The sequence below is a fragment of the Mucilaginibacter agri genome, from assembly GCF_009928685.1.
In the GTDB taxonomy this organism is placed as follows: Bacteria; Bacteroidota; Bacteroidia; order Sphingobacteriales; family Sphingobacteriaceae; genus Mucilaginibacter; species Mucilaginibacter agri.
The window spans coordinates 486,935-506,050 of sequence record NZ_WWEO01000042.1 but is presented as its reverse complement, the minus strand read 5'-3'; the positions used below and the strand labels follow the sequence as shown (position 1 = coordinate 506,050).

General features: G+C 42.8%; 17 protein-coding genes. 11 read left to right on the top strand and 6 right to left on the bottom strand.

The window, feature by feature from the left end; genetic code table 11:
- Positions 1-7 precede the first annotated feature (7 nt).
- A complete protein-coding gene (locus GSY63_RS25070) occupies positions 8-2,284 on the top strand; it encodes a T9SS type B sorting domain-containing protein (RefSeq protein ID WP_166586068.1) in 2,277 nt (758 codons plus the stop codon).
- Positions 2,285-2,299: 15 nt separating this feature from the next.
- Here GSY63_RS25070 and GSY63_RS12130 read toward each other — a convergent pair whose 3' ends face one another.
- The 3 genes from GSY63_RS12130 to GSY63_RS12120 all read right to left on the bottom strand — a co-directional run bounded on the left by GSY63_RS12130 (position 2,300) and on the right by GSY63_RS12120 (position 5,021).
- On the bottom strand, positions 2,300-3,394 hold the full coding sequence (locus tag GSY63_RS12130) for a PAS domain-containing protein (protein WP_166586067.1): 1,095 nt from the start codon (positions 3,392-3,394) through the stop codon (positions 2,300-2,302).
- A gap of 80 nt (positions 3,395-3,474) precedes the next feature.
- Complete coding sequence (locus GSY63_RS12125) at positions 3,475-4,155, bottom strand: NAD-dependent epimerase/dehydratase family protein (RefSeq protein ID WP_166586066.1); 681 nt, start codon at positions 4,153-4,155, stop codon at positions 3,475-3,477.
- A 14-nt stretch (positions 4,156-4,169) separates the two neighbouring features.
- Positions 4,170-5,021: a ThuA domain-containing protein gene (locus GSY63_RS12120; protein ID WP_166586065.1), complete on the bottom strand. Its 852-nt coding sequence runs from the start codon at positions 5,019-5,021 to the stop codon at positions 4,170-4,172.
- A gap of 139 nt (positions 5,022-5,160) precedes the next feature.
- Between GSY63_RS12120 and GSY63_RS12115 the strand changes: the two genes are divergently transcribed.
- Complete coding sequence (locus GSY63_RS12115) at positions 5,161-5,304, top strand: hypothetical protein (RefSeq protein WP_166586064.1); 144 nt, start codon at positions 5,161-5,163, stop codon at positions 5,302-5,304.
- On the opposite strand, the gene GSY63_RS12110 is transcribed toward GSY63_RS12115, so the two are convergent.
- The gene (locus GSY63_RS12110) at positions 5,301-6,737 is read right to left on the bottom strand and encodes a phytoene desaturase family protein (protein ID WP_166586063.1); all 1,437 of its coding nucleotides are present in this window, start codon (positions 6,735-6,737) and stop codon (positions 5,301-5,303) included. The genes GSY63_RS12115 and GSY63_RS12110 overlap by 4 nt on opposite strands.
- A gap of 58 nt (positions 6,738-6,795) precedes the next feature.
- A complete protein-coding gene (locus GSY63_RS12105; RefSeq protein WP_166586062.1) occupies positions 6,796-7,326 on the bottom strand; it encodes a hypothetical protein in 531 nt (176 codons plus the stop codon).
- Between the two features lie 296 nt (positions 7,327-7,622).
- Between GSY63_RS12105 and GSY63_RS12100 the strand changes: the two genes are divergently transcribed.
- The 9 genes from GSY63_RS12100 to GSY63_RS12060 all read left to right on the top strand — a co-directional run bounded on the left by GSY63_RS12100 (position 7,623) and on the right by GSY63_RS12060 (position 18,306).
- Positions 7,623-9,116, top strand: coding sequence for a malate:quinone oxidoreductase (locus tag GSY63_RS12100; protein WP_166586061.1), 1,494 nt, complete (start codon positions 7,623-7,625; stop codon positions 9,114-9,116).
- Positions 9,117-9,357: 241 nt separating this feature from the next.
- Complete coding sequence (locus GSY63_RS12095) at positions 9,358-10,410, top strand: NAD-dependent epimerase (RefSeq protein WP_166586060.1); 1,053 nt, start codon at positions 9,358-9,360, stop codon at positions 10,408-10,410.
- 505 nt (positions 10,411-10,915) lie between these two features.
- Entirely contained in the window at positions 10,916-11,866 is a 951-nt protein-coding gene (locus GSY63_RS12090; RefSeq protein WP_166586059.1) for a glycosyltransferase family 2 protein, read from the top strand.
- Positions 11,867-11,958: 92 nt separating this feature from the next.
- Entirely contained in the window at positions 11,959-12,930 is a 972-nt protein-coding gene (locus GSY63_RS12085; protein ID WP_166586058.1) for a glycosyltransferase, read from the top strand.
- A gap of 6 nt (positions 12,931-12,936) precedes the next feature.
- Complete coding sequence (locus tag GSY63_RS12080) at positions 12,937-13,671, top strand: hypothetical protein (RefSeq protein ID WP_166586057.1); 735 nt, start codon at positions 12,937-12,939, stop codon at positions 13,669-13,671.
- 2 nt (positions 13,672-13,673) lie between these two features.
- Positions 13,674-15,176 carry a GH3 auxin-responsive promoter family protein gene (locus GSY63_RS12075; RefSeq protein WP_166586056.1) on the top strand — a complete coding sequence of 501 codons (1,503 nt, stop codon included), beginning with the start codon at positions 13,674-13,676 and terminating at the stop codon, positions 15,174-15,176.
- A gap of 68 nt (positions 15,177-15,244) precedes the next feature.
- On the top strand, positions 15,245-16,450 hold the full coding sequence (locus tag GSY63_RS12070; RefSeq protein WP_166586055.1) for a 1-deoxy-D-xylulose-5-phosphate reductoisomerase: 1,206 nt from the start codon (positions 15,245-15,247) through the stop codon (positions 16,448-16,450).
- 3 nt (positions 16,451-16,453) lie between these two features.
- Entirely contained in the window at positions 16,454-17,800 is a 1,347-nt protein-coding gene (gene rseP / locus GSY63_RS12065) for an RIP metalloprotease RseP (RefSeq protein WP_166586054.1), read from the top strand.
- A gap of 89 nt (positions 17,801-17,889) precedes the next feature.
- The gene (locus GSY63_RS12060; protein ID WP_166586053.1) at positions 17,890-18,306 is read left to right on the top strand and encodes a DUF1801 domain-containing protein; all 417 of its coding nucleotides are present in this window, start codon (positions 17,890-17,892) and stop codon (positions 18,304-18,306) included.
- Between the two features lie 4 nt (positions 18,307-18,310).
- On the opposite strand, the gene GSY63_RS12055 is transcribed toward GSY63_RS12060, so the two are convergent.
- Positions 18,311-19,048: a DUF5020 family protein gene (locus GSY63_RS12055; protein ID WP_262887358.1), complete on the bottom strand. Its 738-nt coding sequence runs from the start codon at positions 19,046-19,048 to the stop codon at positions 18,311-18,313.
- Positions 19,049-19,116: the final 68 nt, after the last annotated feature.

Genomic DNA, 19,116 nt, shown 5'->3' with positions numbered 1-19,116 from the left:
TCAGCACGTGGTTAACAAAATCTTTGTTAAGCTATTTTGTTTTTGCTTTTTATTGATTTGTGCGGGTAGTTCACTGGCACAGGCACCCAACATTGCCTATCAAACCCCAAAAGTTTATGTAATTAATACCGGCATACCTCCACTTTCGCCAACAAATACCGGGGGCGCGGTGCCTCCTAATACTTATGGTTTGGTTACGCGCTTTGCCGGCAAAACGGGCGTAGCAGGTTCGAGCGGAGGGCCGCTAGGCGTGTCGGAATTTACCCAGCCCATCGAAATTACGACAGACCGGCTTGGCAATGTTTACGTAAATGATCCTCCTATCAAGAGCATCCGAAAGATCTCCCCCACGGGAAATGTAACTACTATTGCGCAGGGTGTACCTGTAACTGCCGGAGTAATGCAAGACCCTAATAATTTTGACAACCCACGCGGCATGGCTGTAGATGGTGCCGGCAATGTCTTTGTGGCAGACGAAAACAATAATGTTATCAGAAAAATAGCCCCTAATGGCGTAATCAGCATTTTTGCGGGTAATCGGACTGCAGGATCGACAGATGGACTCGGCACAGGAGCAACCTTTAATCACCCATCAGAGATGACTATTGATGCCAATGATAATATTTATGTAACTGACAATAATAACGGCGGCACCAATATTATCAGGAAAATAACACCAACGGGCGAGGTAAGTACTTTTGTGGGAATTTCGGGAGGATTAAATTCTATTGGAGGGATTACGATCAATAAAGCCGGCGATCTGTTTGTAACTATACCAAGCGAAAATGCGATTAAAAAAATAACTTCTGCAGGCCTTATAAGCACCTACGCTGGCAACGGTGCCTTAGGAAGTGCTGATGGTAACTTAACAACCGCTACCTTCAATTCACCGACCGGGATTTCGACCGATGGCGCAGGCAATCTGTTTGTTATTAGTCCACAGGATAACCTTGTCAGAAAAATAGCCACAGACGGTACAGTAAGCACTTTTGCGGGACAAACCACTCCCGGCAGTGCCGATGCAATCGGTGCAGCTGCTAGCTTTAATTCCCCTCCTGCCATTGCGATGGACGCCAACGGAAATGGTTACATAGCCGACGCGGGTAATCATACGATCCGCAAAATGTCGACAACGGGTTACACAATCGACAAGCCTCTGGCCCCGGGATTATTTTTCGATACAAACACTGGCATTATTAGCGGGACGCCAACGGCGACATCCGCCTCCACCAATTATACCATAACGGCTTATAATGCTTTTGGCAGCAGCAGTGCAATAGTCAGAATAACAGTGATCGTAAATACGGCGCTTGTTTTTAATCCATTACCACCCAAAACTACCTGCGACGCTGATTTCGATCCGGGCGCAACCAGTGTAAACCCCATTATTTATACAAGCAGCCAAACCAATGTCGCCACCATTATTGATGGCAACATTCATATTGTAGGCGCAGGCACAACAATTATTTACGCACACGACGGGATTGATGCCATTCCTCAAATTTTAAAAGTAACGTTAGTTCCCAAACCAGCAATTAGTATTTCAGCCGTTCCAAACCCGGTTTGCACTGGCGACCCAGTTATTTTCACGGCATCCGCTGATAATACAGGCGACAATCCAACTTATCAGTGGTTGGTTAATAGCATTGGTAAAGGAAGTAATAGTTCTACCTATACAGATGTTTTTAATAATGGCGACATCGTAACATGCATGCTTACAGCCAGCACTGCTTGTACAACGCCAATTCAAAGCAACCTGATAACAGTTACTGTAAATCCTTTGCCAACAGTAAGTTTCAGCAATAACAATGTATCTGTAAACCTTACTAAAAGTATAACGTTGAGGCCCAATGTAACGGGCAACGTAGTTAGTTACTTATGGAGTCCGGCAACGGGTCTTGACGATATCAGCAGCCCAACGCCTGTTGCAACGCCTTATGTCACTACCACCTATACAGTGTTGGCAACAACTGATGGAGGATGTGTTGCTCAAACTAGTATAACAGTAACTGTGATTAATGATATTATTATACCTAACGCTTTTACTCCCAACAATGATGGCCGTAATGACCTTTGGAACATCCCTTTGCTACAATTCTTTCCGGGGTGTACGGTTAACGTTTATAACCGATATGGGGCATTAGTTTTTCACTCTGTTAATTACAGCCAGGCATGGGATGGTACCTTTAATAATTCGCCTTTGCCTGTAGGTACTTATTACTACATCATCGACCCTAAAAATGATAAGCCGATATTGTCTGGCCCGGTTACCATCATCCGGTAATTTGGTTTTGTGTTATTATTCGGCTATGGTAGAAATTTTTACGATCTCGCGAATTTTGCAATCAAGCTCATTTACAGCCCTCTCCATTAGCATTAACTCTTCGGGGTTTGCTTTATAACCATCCTCTTTAAAGAGGTACATAAGCCCCATAATAGATGCTACCGGCCTGCGTAATTCGTGCGATTGGATATGCGCTATCGTTCTGAAATGCTGATTCTGGTTTACAATCTTTTGCTCGTGATGCTTGCGCTCGGTAATGTCTGTTGCGTTATATGAAATACCTACAATTTCGCCTTCCCGGCTATAACAGGGTTCAAAGGTTACCTGCCACCAAATGGTATCCTGGTTGTAAACTACCTCACGTTCGTATTTTACCACCGTTCCGCTTAGCGCTTTTTCGTAATCTATCAGAAAATCTTCGAGATATGGCCCCTTTAAAATTTTATCTACATTAATGCCAGGATATAAAACGACGTTATGATGGCTCTGGAGTAGCTCGGCCATATTTTTATTAAATACGATTACCTCCAACTCCTTACCAATAAGCAAATGACACGAAGCCGAACTTTCGAAAAACGACATTAGTTTAATCTCTGTTTCCCGGGCAGCAGTATACTGCTCTTTAACAACACGCAAACTATTATCCAACTCTATAAGTTGCAAAATGCGTTTGATAAGTATTTTCAGTAAGTGTTGCTGCTGCGCTCCAATTTTCTTTGGCTGATGCCCCATTAATATAAGGTTACCAGCATGATAACCATCGTGTGTAAAAAACGGAATTGTTAAATAAAAAGAAAACACTTGCTTATTAACTTTAACAGCATCGTTAGCAAAGCGCTGATTTTCTGCTATATCACTAATTACAAGCATTCTTTTTCTACGAGCCAGATAGGTAAGCAACCGCGAAGACTTAATATGCTCCTCTGCTTTTTTTGAAAGAGTCTTGTTGGCGTAAAGCACCTCAGAGTCTTCGAGCACAATCGAGGCAAATTCTACCGAAAAGAGTGATGTCGCCATGCAAGCCAGCTCCCTGAGTTCATTTTCTCGGTTAATGTCCAGGCCTAATAACCTGTGAGTAGCTTGCTGTTTTCGGTAGGGGTCTGCTGCCATTGGGATATTATACGTATAAAGCTCGGCTTAGGACTAATTATTTTATGCCAAGCATAATAATGTTACAATTATCGCGCATGTCAAGACCTTTCCAATTGATGAATGTCCTTTGAATCGATAATTGTTTTACCGAAACCTTTGCTGGTAACATTGATCATGGCTAGTCCAAGTTCTTTCAAGGTGCAAAAACCGTTAGGGAAAAGCGCCCGGCCAACTGGGTATAACCAGTTGATATATTTATAAAAAGCGTGCGCATTTTTTAGGCCCGGCGTAGGCTTGATAAATCCCGGACGAAAAGCGAACACCTGCTTAAAAGGTAATTTCATTAAATCATTTTCTGTTTTGCCTTTTACTCTTGCCCACATCGAACTCCCCTTCTCGGTGCCATCTGTACCTGCGCCGGATACGTAACAGAATGTCATATCGGGTGAGGTTTCGATTAAGGCTTCTGCCACATGCATGGTTAACATGTAGGTCTGCTTATAATATTCGGGTTCTTTTTTACCCACAGAAGTTACCCCCAGGCAGAAGTAGCAAGCGTTGTAACCAACCAACTGATCTTTTATAGGTGACAGATCAAAGAAGTCTTGATGAATAATCTCTTTTAATTTCGGATGCGTTACACCCAAAGGCTTGCGATTAATAATCAACACAGCTTCTACCTGCGAATGCTGCAAGCATTCGTGCAATACGCCCTCGCCCACCATGCCGGTGGCACCGGTAATAATAGCTCTGATCTTCTGTTCTGTATCTGTCGGCATAACAATGTACTTTATTATTTAACCTTTTTACCGGTGCTCACCCACGTGAGGGCATCCAAAATTAATTTGCCCTCCTCGGCGTTATCAAAGGTGTGCGAAAGGTCGTTGTTATTATGGTGCTCATAATCAATATCGTTATGGCCCATATTAAAGTACACCATTTTATAGTTTTTGTTGGTCCAAACCACCGGATAATATCCGCTATGCCAAATCTCGCTCTGTTTAGGACCAGTGCCTAAAGGAAAACTAGCAGAATCAATAGCCAGCAAGATATCGATATCCGGGTTTTTACGCAGATCCTTTTCCCAACGGTACCATTCATTCGGCGCTGTCTTAAAGGTATGCTGTATATTTTTTGTAACCGGATGTGTGGGATCTTCTACACGAAGAATGGCCGATGTGGGACGCCATGTGTTACTACCATATTGGCCTGAACCTAAGAATATGTTATGATACCAATCCCAATTTTGAGGATAATCTGAGGGGGTTAAGGCAAAGGCGGAAAAATGGAAGCCTATCCAACCACCACCATTGTCCATATATTTTTGAAAGGCTTCGCGCTGAGCAGGATCTTCGGGGCGGGTATCTAAAAATATAACGGCCTGGTAGTGCGAAAGGTATTCGGCATTAAGGTTGTTCCAGTTGTTGGTAGAGTCATAAGCAAAATGATATTTTTCGGCCATTTTCGGAAACCACTTATTAGCTTCATGTACAAAACTTATATGCGCCTGATCACTCTTCGCAGTATAAAAAGCAATTACTTTAAACTTGGGTTTAGTACTTTGAGCCGATGTGCCAGACGCCGAAAAAAGCATTACGCAAGACAGAAACACCCACATTACGGGCTTGTAAACCAGGTTTAACATGTTGATACAGGAGGTTGATATAGCGATAAAGCTAACATATTTTTAATAAAAACAAATAGTATCAAGAGAGAGATGGTAGCTTTTTATTAAACAAATAAACCGCGCAGATGGTTAAATAAGTAACTAAATTATAGCCCCCATGAAAACCGAGTTAAACAAAGGGAAGACTGCCGATAAAGGCAAAACCAAAATTGAAACCGACCTGCCGATGAGCGAAAAGGATGAAATAAAAAAGGCAGAAGAGAAAATGCGCCAGGCCCAAAAAGGGACTAAAAGGCCCTAAATATGGTGATTGAATACATCTTTCAATGCCCGCCGGGCAGCTTGGTAACCGCACATGCCATGCACTCCCCCTCCCGGAGGCGTTGACGCCGAGCAGATATAAAGACCTTTAGCCGAGGTGCGATATGGCGACCATCTTAACGCAGGCCGGGTGAATAGCTGCGCTATGTTTTGCACACCTCCATTGATATCGCCGCCAATGTAGTTAGGGTTATAGCTTTCCATTTGTTTGGAGTCCATCACGTGCTTTGCCAGTATCCGCTCGCGGAAACCATGGGCAAATCTTTCAATTTGCTTTTCGATAGCATTCGTCATATCAACCTGCGAGCTATTTGGCACATGGCAGTAACCCCAGGCTGTATACTTCCCTTGTGGGGCGCGGGTATTATCAAACAAACTATGTTGGGCCAATAATACAAATGGTTTATCGGTTACTTTGCCCGCTGCAGCCGATTGTTCACTTGCTGCTACCTCGGCATATGTACCACCAATATGTACGGTCGCTGCCTTATGGCAGGCTTCGGCTGTAAAGGGGATTGGTTCAGCCAATGCCCAGTCTACCTTAAAAACGCCCATGCCATATTTATATCGCTTAAGCTGCCATTTATAAATAGCCGATAGGTTATGGCCTGCAATCTGCAATAATTGCCGCGGTCCAACATCAAACAAAATTGCCTTAGTATGCGGCAATTGCTTCAATGAATTAACCATCATACCCGTTTCAATCCTTCCGCCCAAGGCCACAAAATGAGCAGCCAGCGATTCGGCAATTTGTTGCGAACCACCTTTGGGCATGGGCCAACCTTTATCGTGCCCGGCTAACAACAAAACTAATGCTATAGCAGCTGTAACCGGTTTATCGAGGGGCATCATACCATGCGCTGCCATTCCGGCCCACATCGCTTTGGCCTGTTCGGTTTTAAAATATCGTTTGGCTATGCGCTCCGCAGATTGAAATGCCTTCAAACCAAAACCGGCAAGTTTAACGGGGTTCTCCGGAAATTGTAACGGCGCTAAAATATCCGGCAAAATATCGGGCCAGGATTTTAATAATGGCTGGATTAAGTTCAGATAAGCCTGCTTATCGATGCCAAAACCGGCAGCAGTTTCAGCTAATGAAGTATGGAGCACTCCGGCCGTACCGTCATCAAGCGGGTGCGCGGCTGCATAAGGCGAATAAATATATTCCAGTCCATACTTTTCTAGCGGTAAACTCCTAAAAAATGCAGAACTAACTGCCAGGGGATGAATTGCAGAACACACATCATGTTTAAACCCGGGCAAAGTGAGCTCGGCAGTGCGAAGTCCTCCACCAATGGTTTCTCTACCTTCTATCAATAATACAGACAGACCAGCTCGCTGCATAGTAATTGCAGCCGCCAATCCGTTTGGCCCCGAGCCAACTACTACGGCATCAAAATCGTGGTTCGTCAAACTAATACTTTATTGGGCATGAAGTTAAACTATACCGCCCATATCGCCTAATATGTATTTATTTATGCGATGCAACGCCCCAATAACAGCCGTTACGGATTTGCTTTAATCCCGTACTATCAACATCGGTCACTAGGTCGTATTGGTTTCCTGTATTAATATAGTAAAGCTTTGCATCCTCGTTGTTATAAATGTAGGAGCCGATCTTACTTTTCGTTTTATCCTTCGTTTCGTTTACGATTACCTCTATACCGTTGGTTATTTTACCGCCGTTGGTACGTATTTTAGGTTCTGTTGCAGCTACCCAATTTACGGTGTAAGAAATACCCGATGCCGGTTTGCCTGCTATTATTTGTTTGTAGCTGCTGGTTGATTGTACATTCTGAAGCAACAACTTAGTACATGGATTTGATATGGTTGCGTTACCGTAGTTCTTCTGCGGGTTGTTGATCACGCTGTCTTTTTTATTATTTACAACAACTGTTGTTTTGGTGATATTTTTGGAGATGGGCTTAGGTTTGTCTTTACAGGCCGAAACAAATATTATAGCCAGCATGAGGGTTAATATGTAAGGTGTGTTCTTCATCATTTATTGGTTTATGATTATACATACAGGCCTGCAAATTGTGTTAGTATCAGAGGTTCCCAATGACAATATTATAAAGTTTTCTACTTCCAGAAACGTCAGATTAACAGCTAATTTACGTTCATTAAGCCGCCTGGATGAAACATTGTCCGACTAAAACGGTTTTGGGTATTAAACCTCTGTTTAAAAAAAAATTAAGCAACATTATTGTAAAAATGCAATCAATGTAATCAGCTCTGCAAATATTTTATTAATTATGCAAACCGATTGAATGTACATTTGCAACGTTCAAATTTAAAATGAGTAACCAAACATCCATAAAACAAGAAGCTGATATAGTATTAATTGGTGCAGGCATTATGAGCGCTACACTTGGCGCCATGCTAAAAACCCTGCAACCCGACCTCACCATCGAGATTTTTGAACGATTGGACGTTATTGCGGCCGAAAGTTCTGATGCGATGAATAATGCGGGCACGGGACACTCTGCTTTTTGCGAACTAAATTATACACCTCAGCTTCAAGACGGGACTGTTGATATCTCAAAGGCCATAAAAATTGCCGATCAGTTCGAGGTATCAAAAGAGTTTTGGTCGTATTTGATAGAGAAGAACCTCATAGAGTCTGCCGAAAGCTTTATCAGTCCTGTAGCGCACATGAGTTTTGTTTGGGGAGAAGAAAATGTTGAATACCTAAAAAAAAGACACGAAGCGCTGATCAAAAACCACCTTTTCGGTGGGATGGAATACAGCGAAGATACCGAGCTGCTGAAACAGTGGATACCATTGGTTATGGAAGGCCGCGATCCAAACGAAAAGGTTTCGGCCACTAAAATGGATCTGGGTACCGATGTAAACTTCGGCTCGTTAACCAGCAGCCTTTTCAATTATCTAAAACAACAAACTGGTGTTAATATGCACTTGCGCCACGATGTTACAGATATTAAACGCAAAGGCAGCAATTGGGTTGTTAAAGTTAAAGACTTACAAAACGGAGGCAGCCGTAAAATAACCACCAAATTTGTATTTGTTGGCGCGGGTGGTGGCGCATTGCCACTACTTCAAAAATCGGGCATACCGGAAAGCAAAGGCTTCGGCGGGTTCCCGGTAAGCGGGCAATGGCTGGTTTGTACTGATCAAAACATTATCAAACGCCATCAGGCTAAAGTTTATGGCAAGGCATCAGTTGGTTCGCCGCCAATGTCTGTACCGCATTTGGATACCCGGATGATCAACGGCACGAAGGCGCTTTTATTTGGCCCTTACGCTGGTTTCTCAACCCGTTTCCTTAAAAAAGGTTCGTTGCTTGATCTTTTCAAGTCGATCAAATTAAATAACATCCGCCCGCTGTTATCAGCAGGTATCGATAATATTCCACTAACCCGTTACCTTATTAGCCAGGTAATGCAATCGCAGGACGATCGTGTTGCTGCCCTTAGAGATTATTACCCTAACGTAAAAAGTGAAGACTGGAAATTGGAATATGCAGGTCAGCGTGTACAGGTAATTAAAAAAGATCCCCGTCGTGGGGGTGTTTTGGAATTTGGTACCGAGGTAGTGACCGCAGCCGATGGCAGCATAGCAGCTTTGTTAGGTGCCTCTCCCGGTGCATCAACCTCAGTGCCTATCATGATCCAACTGATAGAACGTTGTTTCAAAAACCAGGTTAAAACTACCGAGTGGCAAGCCAAGCTCAAAGAAATGATCCCGTCTTATGGTGAATCGTTATCTAAAAACGTTGAACTGGCAAATGCTACAAGAGAGCGTACTAGTAAGGTTTTGAAACTGGTTTAAACAGTAGTTTGGATCTGGTATAACGTTACATGATGTCCTTACGATCTGTATGCGACGAGGTTGCTTCGTCGTACCTCCTCGCAATGACACATTTGTAGATTTATTGTTTCCATTTCACTGTGAAATAAAAACAATAAACCAAGCCACCTTCTCGTTACCTTCATCAAGCAAAGCAAATCAGAAATCAATCCGCCAGCTGGCCAAACGAAATCCGAAATAACATTACCTTTGCCTATCATATATGAAAATATTAGTTACAGGTACTGCGGGCTTTATTGGCTTTTACGTAGCACAAAAACTGGCCGCTCAGGGGCACGAAGTTGTAGGCGTTGATAACATTAACGACTATTACGACATCGCCTTAAAATATGGCCGTTTAACTGCCTCGGGCATCGATATTAAACAGCTTACCAGTACTGCCCCAATCCAAAGTTCTACATACCCCAACTATAGTTTTGTTAAGCTGGATATTGCCGATAAACATAAAGTTCACGAGCTGTTTGAGATCTATAAGTTTGATGTAGTATGCCACTTGGCTGCGCAGGCCGGGGTGCGATACTCTATCACCAATCCTTATGATTATGCTTTGAGTAACCTTTCTGGCTTCTTAAGTATTCTGGAAGGCTGCCGCCAATCGGACGTTAAGCACTTGGTTTATGCCAGCAGCTCCAGCGTTTACGGGTTAAATGCTAATACACCTTTCTCAGTACATTCGGGTGCAGATCATCCGGTGAGTTTATATGCGGCAAGCAAAAAAAGTAATGAAATGATGGCGCATAGCTATAGCCATCTCTATAATTTGCCAACCACAGGTCTGCGTTTCTTTACCGTGTATGGACCATGGGGGCGCCCCGACATGGCCTACTTTAGTTTTGCCGACGCTATTATAAAAGGCAAACCAATCAACGTATACAACAACGGCGAAATGCAGCGCGACTTTACCTATATAGACGATATTGTTGAAGGCGTGATCCGCGTAATTAATAAACCGGCAACTCCAAATTCTGCATGGGACAATAAGCACCCCGACCCTGCTACCTCAAGTGCACCCTATCAGCTTTATAATATCGGCAACTCATCTCCGGTTAAGTTACTTAGCTTTATTGAGGCTATTGAAAATGCAGTGGGTAAAAAGGCCATCAAAAATATGCTCCCGATGCAACCCGGCGACGTACTCTCTACCGATGCCGACATGAGCGACCTGGAACAGCATTTTAATTATCACCCTAAAACTGATATTCAGGCTGGGATAAATGAATTTGTAAAATGGTTTAGGGAGTTCTATAAAGTTTAGAATCAAGAGACAAGAATCAGGAATCAAGATTTCGCTCTTGCTTTTTAATGCCTAAGCATCCATACTTAAGCATCGTTTAAAAATTTTTAATAGTAAATAATTGGGTATGGACACCCGTTGGTTTAAGGCTCAAACAGCGTTGTTCAAAACCGGCAGTCGCATAGACTGCATGTTATTGGCTAATGACTATTGACTATCAAATCATAAATTCCTTTCGCAATTACCAACCGAATTATCGGCACATCCATCTGTACTTTAATTACCTCCAAATGAACACTGCTAAATTGAGGCCTTATTTTGAGATTTCCGCTGGCGGTGTTTTGACAGCATTATTCTAATTTGGCGATTTGGTAATTTGTCAATTAGAACTCGCTTTAGCATGCTATGAACTATGAACCATCAACTATGCACTATCAGCTAATGCCCGAATGAAAAACAACCAACCTTTTTTATATTTTTGCAAGCGGTTATGGTTTCAATAAACCTATGGCCCATTCAATATTAAATGGATATATCTGTAGTAGTACCTTTATTTAACGAGGTTGAATCGTTACCCGAGCTAACCGCGTGGATAAGCCGCGTAATGGCCGAAAACAATTTTAGCTACGAAGTATTATTGGTGGATGATGGCAGCAAGGACGGATCGTGGGAAACCATTTGCGAACTTAATAAAGCCAATCCTGCCATTAAAGGCATCAAATTCAGGCGAAATTATGGCAAGTCGGCAGCGTTAAATACAGGCTTTGAAGCAGCCAAAGGCGATGTGATTATTACCATGGATGCCGATTTACAGGATAGCCCCGACGAGATCCCCGAATTATATCGCCGTATTACGGAAGAAAATTTCGACCTGATTTCGGGATGGAAAGCTAAGAGATATGATCCACTTAGCAAAACCATCCCTACTAAGCTTTTTAACGCAGCAACACGCAGCATGTCGGGTATTGATAACCTGCACGATTTTAATTGTGGTTTGAAAGCCTACCGCAAAGCGGTGGTAAAAAACATAGAAGTTTATGGCGAAATGCACCGCTATATTCCTGTGCTGGCCAAATGGGCAGGCTTTACCAAAATTGGTGAACAGGTAGTTGAGCATCGCGCCCGAAAATACGGTAAAACCAAATTCGGCATGAGCCGCTTTGTCAACGGTTTTCTCGATCTGCTTTCTATCTTCTTTGTAGGCAAGTTTGGCAAACGACCAATGCACTTTTTTGGGTCTATGGGCGTGTTGAGTTTCTTTACCGGTTTGATAATCACCATTTGGATTATTGCCGAAAAGTTGTACCATATTGCCCATAATGAAAAGTACCGCGACGCAACCGAAAATCCCCTGTTCTACATTGCGTTGGTAGCCATTATACTGGGTTCGCAACTGTTTTTAACAGGCTTTGTATCAGAACTGGTTGCCCGCAGTTCTAACGACCGCAACAACTACCAGATCGAAGAAACAGTTTAATTAATTTGTCAATTTGATAATTCGGCAATTTGTCAATTATTTCATGCGTCAATTATTCCATCAACAAATTAACAAATCGACAAATTAACACATTGAAGTTTTCTATCATCATACCGCTCTACAATCGCCCGCAGGAAATTAAAGAACTGCTGGAAACGCTTGTATTGCAAACCTATAAAGACTTTGAAGTACTGGTGATTGAGGATGGTTCTGTTAAAGATGCAGCCTCCATTGTTGATAGCTTTAAAAATCAACTGAACGTACGGTACTTTGTAAAACCAAATGCAGGCCAGGGCTTTGCCCGTAACTATGCATTTGAGCGCGCCGAAGGTGATTATTTTATCATCTTCGATTCGGATTGCCTTATTCCGTCCGATTATCTGGAGATTGTTAATAACAGCCTGCAAACAAACTGGCTGGATGCTTACGGTGGCCCCGATGATGCACATCCGTCATTCACTCCTATCCAAAAAGCCATTAGCTATTCTATGACATCGCCATTCACTACCGGTGGTATCAGAGGCAATAAGCAAGCTATTGGAGGTCAGTTTCACCCACGTAGCTTTAACATGGGTATCTCTCGCCAGGTTTGGGAAAAAGCAGGCGGCTTTATTATTACCCGTTTAGGCGAAGATATTGAGTTCAGCATCCGCATCCATTCAATGGGTTTTAAGATAGGTCTGATACCAGATGCTAAGGTTTATCATAAGCGCCGCACCAGTTTCTACCAGTTTTACAAACAGTTACACTTTTTCGGGAGGGCGCGTATCAATATCTACAAGTTCTTTCCGGGCAGTTTAAAGCTGGTTCATTTCTTCCCATCAGCATTTACCATATTCCTGATATTTAGCTTATTTGCTAACATTTTAGCGTGGCCTATTGCACAACTATGCAATATTTTTTTGCTTGTGTTAACTTTGTTAATATTTTTTCATGCCTGGGCTAAAAACAAATCGGCAAAAGTTGCATTTTTGAGCGTAATAGCTGCCTTTATACAATTAACCGCTTACGGGCTGGGATTTATACAGGATTTTTGGAAGCGCGTAATTTTTAAACAGTCATAACCGGATATGTATCATCCTTTCTCTATTGCAGAAACTATAAAAACGTCATGGGGTATCCTGAAGAGCAACTTTGTCACTATCGTTGTTTATTCGGCTATCATTTTCCTGATATTGTCTGTAATGGGTTTTCTGGGCGAATTTGTTATTGCTGCGGTTGATAGCTTCTGGGCACAATCATTACTCTCTGTAGTGGTTCTTATTGTGCAGGGCTACACCACTTTGGGATTATATAAATTGATATTCACTTTGATTGATAGCGAATTCTACGAATTTGAGTTCAAGCAAATCATCCCTACCATTCGTATGGTTTTCAACTATATCATCGTGATATTTTTGCTGGCTGTTGTACTTATCACTTATTTAAAAGTCTTGGATTACTGCTTTGCAGACTATCCGATCGGGGTTTACGTTGGCCGCACTATTGGTTTGCTGGTTGGTTTATACCTGGCTTTCCGTTGGATGTTTTACATCAGCTTTATTGTTGATGAAGATTGCGGGCCGATCGAATCATTAAACTCCAGTTTCAGATTAAGCGACAATAATCTTTGGAAAATTGTAGGCCTAATGCTAATCATCTTGCTCTTTATTGCCATTCCTGTACAAATAGCACAATTCTTCCCGGCGGCAACCTTGGCTATTATTATCACTTATCCTTTTGTAAATATCATACTCATTGTAGCATACCGTAAACTGATCTACAGCCACCTCGATGTAGACGACGATGTTACCGAAACTATTTAACTATGGGGTTTAAAGCATTTGTTGGCAAGCTGTATGCAGGTATTGTGCAGAAGAATATTGAGCACATGCGTAAAAACGGCGTCGGCCTGCAGCATAAGACCTTTCAATATTTAATTAACGAAGCGACCACTACTATTTTTGGTGTCGATCATGGGTTTGCCGATATTCATAGTTATGAAGATTTTAAAAAACGTGTACCGATACGCGATTACGAAGACCTGCGCCCATACATAGACCGCATTATGCGCGGCGAAGACGACGTGCTTTGGCCCGGACGACCGGCATACCTCGCTAAAACATCGGGTACTACATCTGGTGTAAAATATATCCCAATCTCTAAGCAAAGCATGCCCGAGCATATTACTGCTGCCCGTAACGCCTTGCTCAATTACGCTTACGAAACAGGCAATACAAAGGCGCTAGATGGTAAAATGATATTTTTGCAAGGCAGCCCCGAAATGCACGAGATTGCCGGGATACCGGTGGGTCGCTTATCGGGTATTGTGGCGCACCATGTGCCCTCTTACCTGCAAAGCAATCGTATGCCTAGCTACCAGACCAACTGCATTGAAGACTGGGAAGAAAAGGTAGATGCCATTGTTGATGAAACCATCGATCAGGATATGCGCCTTATTTCGGGTATACCGCCTTGGTGCCAGATGTATTTCGACAGGCTTTCGGCAAAATCCGGAGGCAAAAAGATCAAAGACATTTTCCCTAATTTCAAACTGTTTGTGTACGGCGGTGTAAACTACGAACCTTACCGCGCCCGAATTGAAGAAAGCATTGGCTTCGCGATAGATACCATCGAAACCTACCCTGCATCTGAAGGCTTTATTGCCTTTCAGGATTCACAGAAGGATAAGAGTTTGCTGCTGATGGTTGATGCGGGTATGTTTTACGAGTTTGTGCCTGCAGAGGAGTTCTTTAACGACAACCCTACCCGACTTAGCCTCGAGGATATTGAGCTTGATAAAAACTATGCGCTGATATTAAACACCAGTGCAGGTTTATGGGGCTACAGCCTTGGCGATACCATTAAATTTGTATCGAAGAATCCATATAAAATTCTGGTAACCGGTCGCATCAAGCATTACATTTCTGCATTTGGCGAACACGTTATCGGCGAAGAAGTGGAACACGCCCTGATGAAAATTGCTACCGAAGAGGGACTGGACGTAACTGAATTTACAGTTGCCCCACAAGTAAACCCAACAGCCGGACAACTGCCTTACCATGAGTGGTTTATAGAATTTGGGAAAGCACCTGCCGACCTTCAGGCTTTCGCCCAAAAGGTGGACAAGGTTCTTCAACAAAAAAATATTTATTACGCCGACCTTATTGAGGGTAACATTTTGCAGCCTTTAATCGTCAAAGTGTTAAAAAAGAATTCGTTTGTTGATTATATGCGTTCGCAAGGCAAACTTGGTGGGCAAAACAAAGTTCCGAGGCTGGCAAACGACAGAAAGATTGCCGACGAGCTAACAGAATTTATATTAAATTAATAACTTTAACATTTAAGGCCTGTCCTTAGTTTTTTCGAATTAGTTAACAAGAGTTCCGGCTTTAGAACATGTCTGAAATAAATAATCGTCTGAAATACATAGCCATATTAGGCTCTACCGGCAGTATCGGTACGCAGACGCTGGAAGTGATAGAGGGAAATGAGCAGTTGTTTAAGGCACATGTTTTAACCGCGCAAAACAACGCCGAACTGCTTATTGCACAATGCCTCAAATTTAAACCGGCCTATGCCGTTATCTGCAATACCGATAAATACCCCCAGGTAAAAGAGGCGCTTGCCAACACCGACACCAAGGTGCTTGCCGGGCACGACAGTGTGAAAAGCATTGTAACCGATGGCCAAATAGATATTGTGCTGACCGCCATGGTGGGCTTCGCTGGCTTGGAACCTACAATTAACGCCATTAAGGCAGGCAAAGATATTGCCCTGGCTAACAAAGAAACTTTGGTAGTAGCTGGTGAATTGATCACGGCCCTGGCTAAAGAACACAACGTTAAATTGCTTCCTGTAGATTCCGAGCACTCAGCCATATTTCAATGCCTGGCTGGCGAGGAGCAAAACCCGATAGAAAAGATTATCATTACGGCTTCAGGCGGGCCTTTCAGAGGTAAGACTGCCGATTTTTTGACCGATGTTACCCGCGCTGAAGCATTAAAACATCCAAATTGGGTGATGGGTGCTAAAATAACTATCGACTCTGCTTCGTTAATGAACAAAGGTTTGGAAGTAATAGAGGCAAAATGGTTATTCGATCTGCAATTGGATCAGATAGATGTGGTTATTCACCCACAGTCTATTATACATTCTATGGTACAGTTTCAGGATGGTTCTATCAAGGCACAAATGGGTTTGCCTGATATGAAACTACCTATACAATACGCACTTACCTACCCTAACCGCATAGCTAACCAGTTCAAACGGTTCGACTTTGCAGCATATTCTAACCTTACCTTCGAAAAACCGGATACCAAAACATTCCGTAATCTACAGTTAGCTTATAATGCGTTAGATAAAGGTGGTAACGCGCCTTGCATTATCAATGCTGCTAATGAGGTAGCCGTTGCCGGATTTCTAAACAATGAACTGGGCTTTTTAGCCATGAGCGATGTGATTGAAACCTGCATGGAACGCATCGCTTACGTAGAAACCCCTGTTTTGGACGATTATTTGAATACTGACAAAGAAACACGCATCTTAGCGCAACAATTAGTGAATCAAATGCCTAAGGCATTAACATATCTTGATATAAAATAACGAATGAGTATAGTGATTATGGTAGGCCAGCTTATACTGGGCCTTTCAATTTTGGTAATTTTACATGAGCTTGGGCACTTTGTGGCTGCACGCGCATTTGGCATTAAGGTAGAGAAGTTCTACCTGTTTTTTGATGCCTGGAATATTAGTCTATTCAAATTTAATTATAAAGGCGTTGAGTATGGCATCGGCTGGTTGCCTTTAGGCGGTTACGTTAAAATTGCCGGCATGATAGATGAGTCTATGGATACCGATCAGTTAGCAGGTCCACCACAGCCTTGGGAATTCCGCTCGAAACCGGCTTGGCAGCGTCTTATCGTAATGCTTGGCGGTGTAACCGTTAACATTGTTTTAGGTGTGCTGATTTTCTGGATGCTTACGTTGAAATATGGCGAAACCTACATCCCTAATGATAGTGTGAAATACGGTATTGTACCGGGTGTTGTTGGTAAAGAGATTGGCCTGAAAGCAGGCGACAAGATCACTGCTGTAAACGGTAAGCCCATTGTGCGTTTCGACGAGCTGATCAGCTCAAAGGTTTTGATGGGTAATACCCAACTTACCGTAAACCGTAACGACCAGATTCTTCAAATTACCGTGCCGGGCAACATTTTAAATGATGTAGCCGACTATGGCATTGCCGAGTTTGTTCGTCCACGTACCAAGTTTGCTATAGACTCGGTGGTTGCCAGCAGCTATGCGGCGAAGGCGGGTATATTAAAAGGCGATAGTATTAAAGCGGTTAACGGCGTGCCAATTACCTTTCAGGATGAGTTGACCACGCAAGTTAAAGAGTACAAAAACAAGCAGGTTAAGCTATTGGTTAAGCGCCATAACGATACGCTTACCCTAACCTCTTCCGTTAACAAAGAAGGCTCTTTGGGCTTCCCTGATGGCAGTTGGGGCGTACGTTTGACACAGGATGAGCCAACAACAAAAAACATCAAATTTGGCTTTATGGGTGCCTTACCTGTGGGAGCATCAAAAGCATGGGGTACCTTTGCTGATAATGCCAAAGGTTTAGGTAAGGTATTTAAAGGCGAGGTTAAAGCAAACAAAGCATTTACAGGCCCTGTGGGCATAGCAACTATGTTTGGCAGCCATATCGACTGGACCCGTTTCTGGAGCCTGGTAGGCCTGCTTTCAATGGCTCTAGCCTTAATGAATTTATTGCCAATCCCGGCCCTTGACGGTGGCCATGCCTTGTTCCTGATTATTGAAATGATCAAAGGCAAGCCGCTGAGCGATAAATTCCTGGAGCGTGCGCAGATCGTCGGATTTGTTATACTCGTTACCTTAATGGTATTTGTTTTCGGTAACGACATCCTGAAACACGTAGGCAAGAAATAAATTTATTAGTAGAGACACAATATCTTGTGTCTCTACTAATAAGAAAAACCTGTTTGATTTTCAGACAGGTTTTTTTGTTAAATTTAACTATGGCAAAAAATAAAACTACCGAAAACGAAAGCAGTGTTACCGATTTCATTAATGCCGTAGCCGATGAAACCAAACGCGCAGATAGCTTTGCCATCGCTGAGTTAATGGAACAACAAACCGGCCTGCCACCTAAAATGTGGGGACCATCTATTATAGGATTCGGCACCTATCATTACAAATACGAAAGTGGCCGCGAGGGTGATGCCCCGTTAATTGCGTTTTCGCCCCGTGCAAGTTCTATTGCGTTATATCTGGGTTCTTCTTTCAGCAGCAGGGAACAATTGTTGGCTAAATTTGGCAAATACAAATCTGGCAAAGGGTGCATCAACATTAAAGGCTTGGCTGACGTTAATGTAGATGTTCTCAAACAAATGGTCCACGACTCGTTTACCCACAAAGGCGATGCTCATTGTTAAGCTATCATAGCTTACATCTTAAGGCAGCTGTTGGATAAATCTCAAACACATCGTCTGTGGTATTTACATGATAAAACATGTTCACCTTCGATCCTACTGCCCAACGTTTGCTCAAATTATACCATACCTGCGGCTCGGCAAAAAAGTAGAAACGCTTGCCCGACAACCCCGCCGTTGCGTCATCGCCGTGATTACGGTTTTCTGTCCAGATAGAAAAATCTCCTGCAAATTCGGCCTTGTAATTAAACAGCCCACGGTAAAAATACATGGTGTATAAGAAGTCGTTACTAGGCTTAGGGTAAGGCACATATTTATAGAACAAGATCGCGCTCAAATAGCTTTGCCCTATTTTAAATGGATAGCTTATCCCCGCCGAATAAGTATTGACGATATAATAGCTATACTGCTTCGGTGTAGTAATGCCCAAGCCGCCGCTGTACTGCAGATCTAAAAATACCTTGGGTCGCCAAAAACGGAACTCCTGCGACACCTGCATATAATATTTGCCTATATTGTCTTTATCGCCGGTAAAATCTGCCTGGGTCTTAAGCAGAAATGAGCCGGGTTTGATAAATGCGCGACCAGTATCTAGGGTTTTAAAATATTCGAAGTACAAAGTCGGAAAGTTCTTAGGGTTCCGTTTTGGGTCAATTGTATGCCTCAAATCATAATGTAATTGTAAGGTTTGAGAAAAGGCATTAACGCAAAACAAGGACAGAAAAATTAAGGTTATAAATTTCATATTTTAGGGTGTTGATTTACCCTGCAAATGTGCCCTGTACATTTCTGGTGCTTCGGAATTGTACAGGA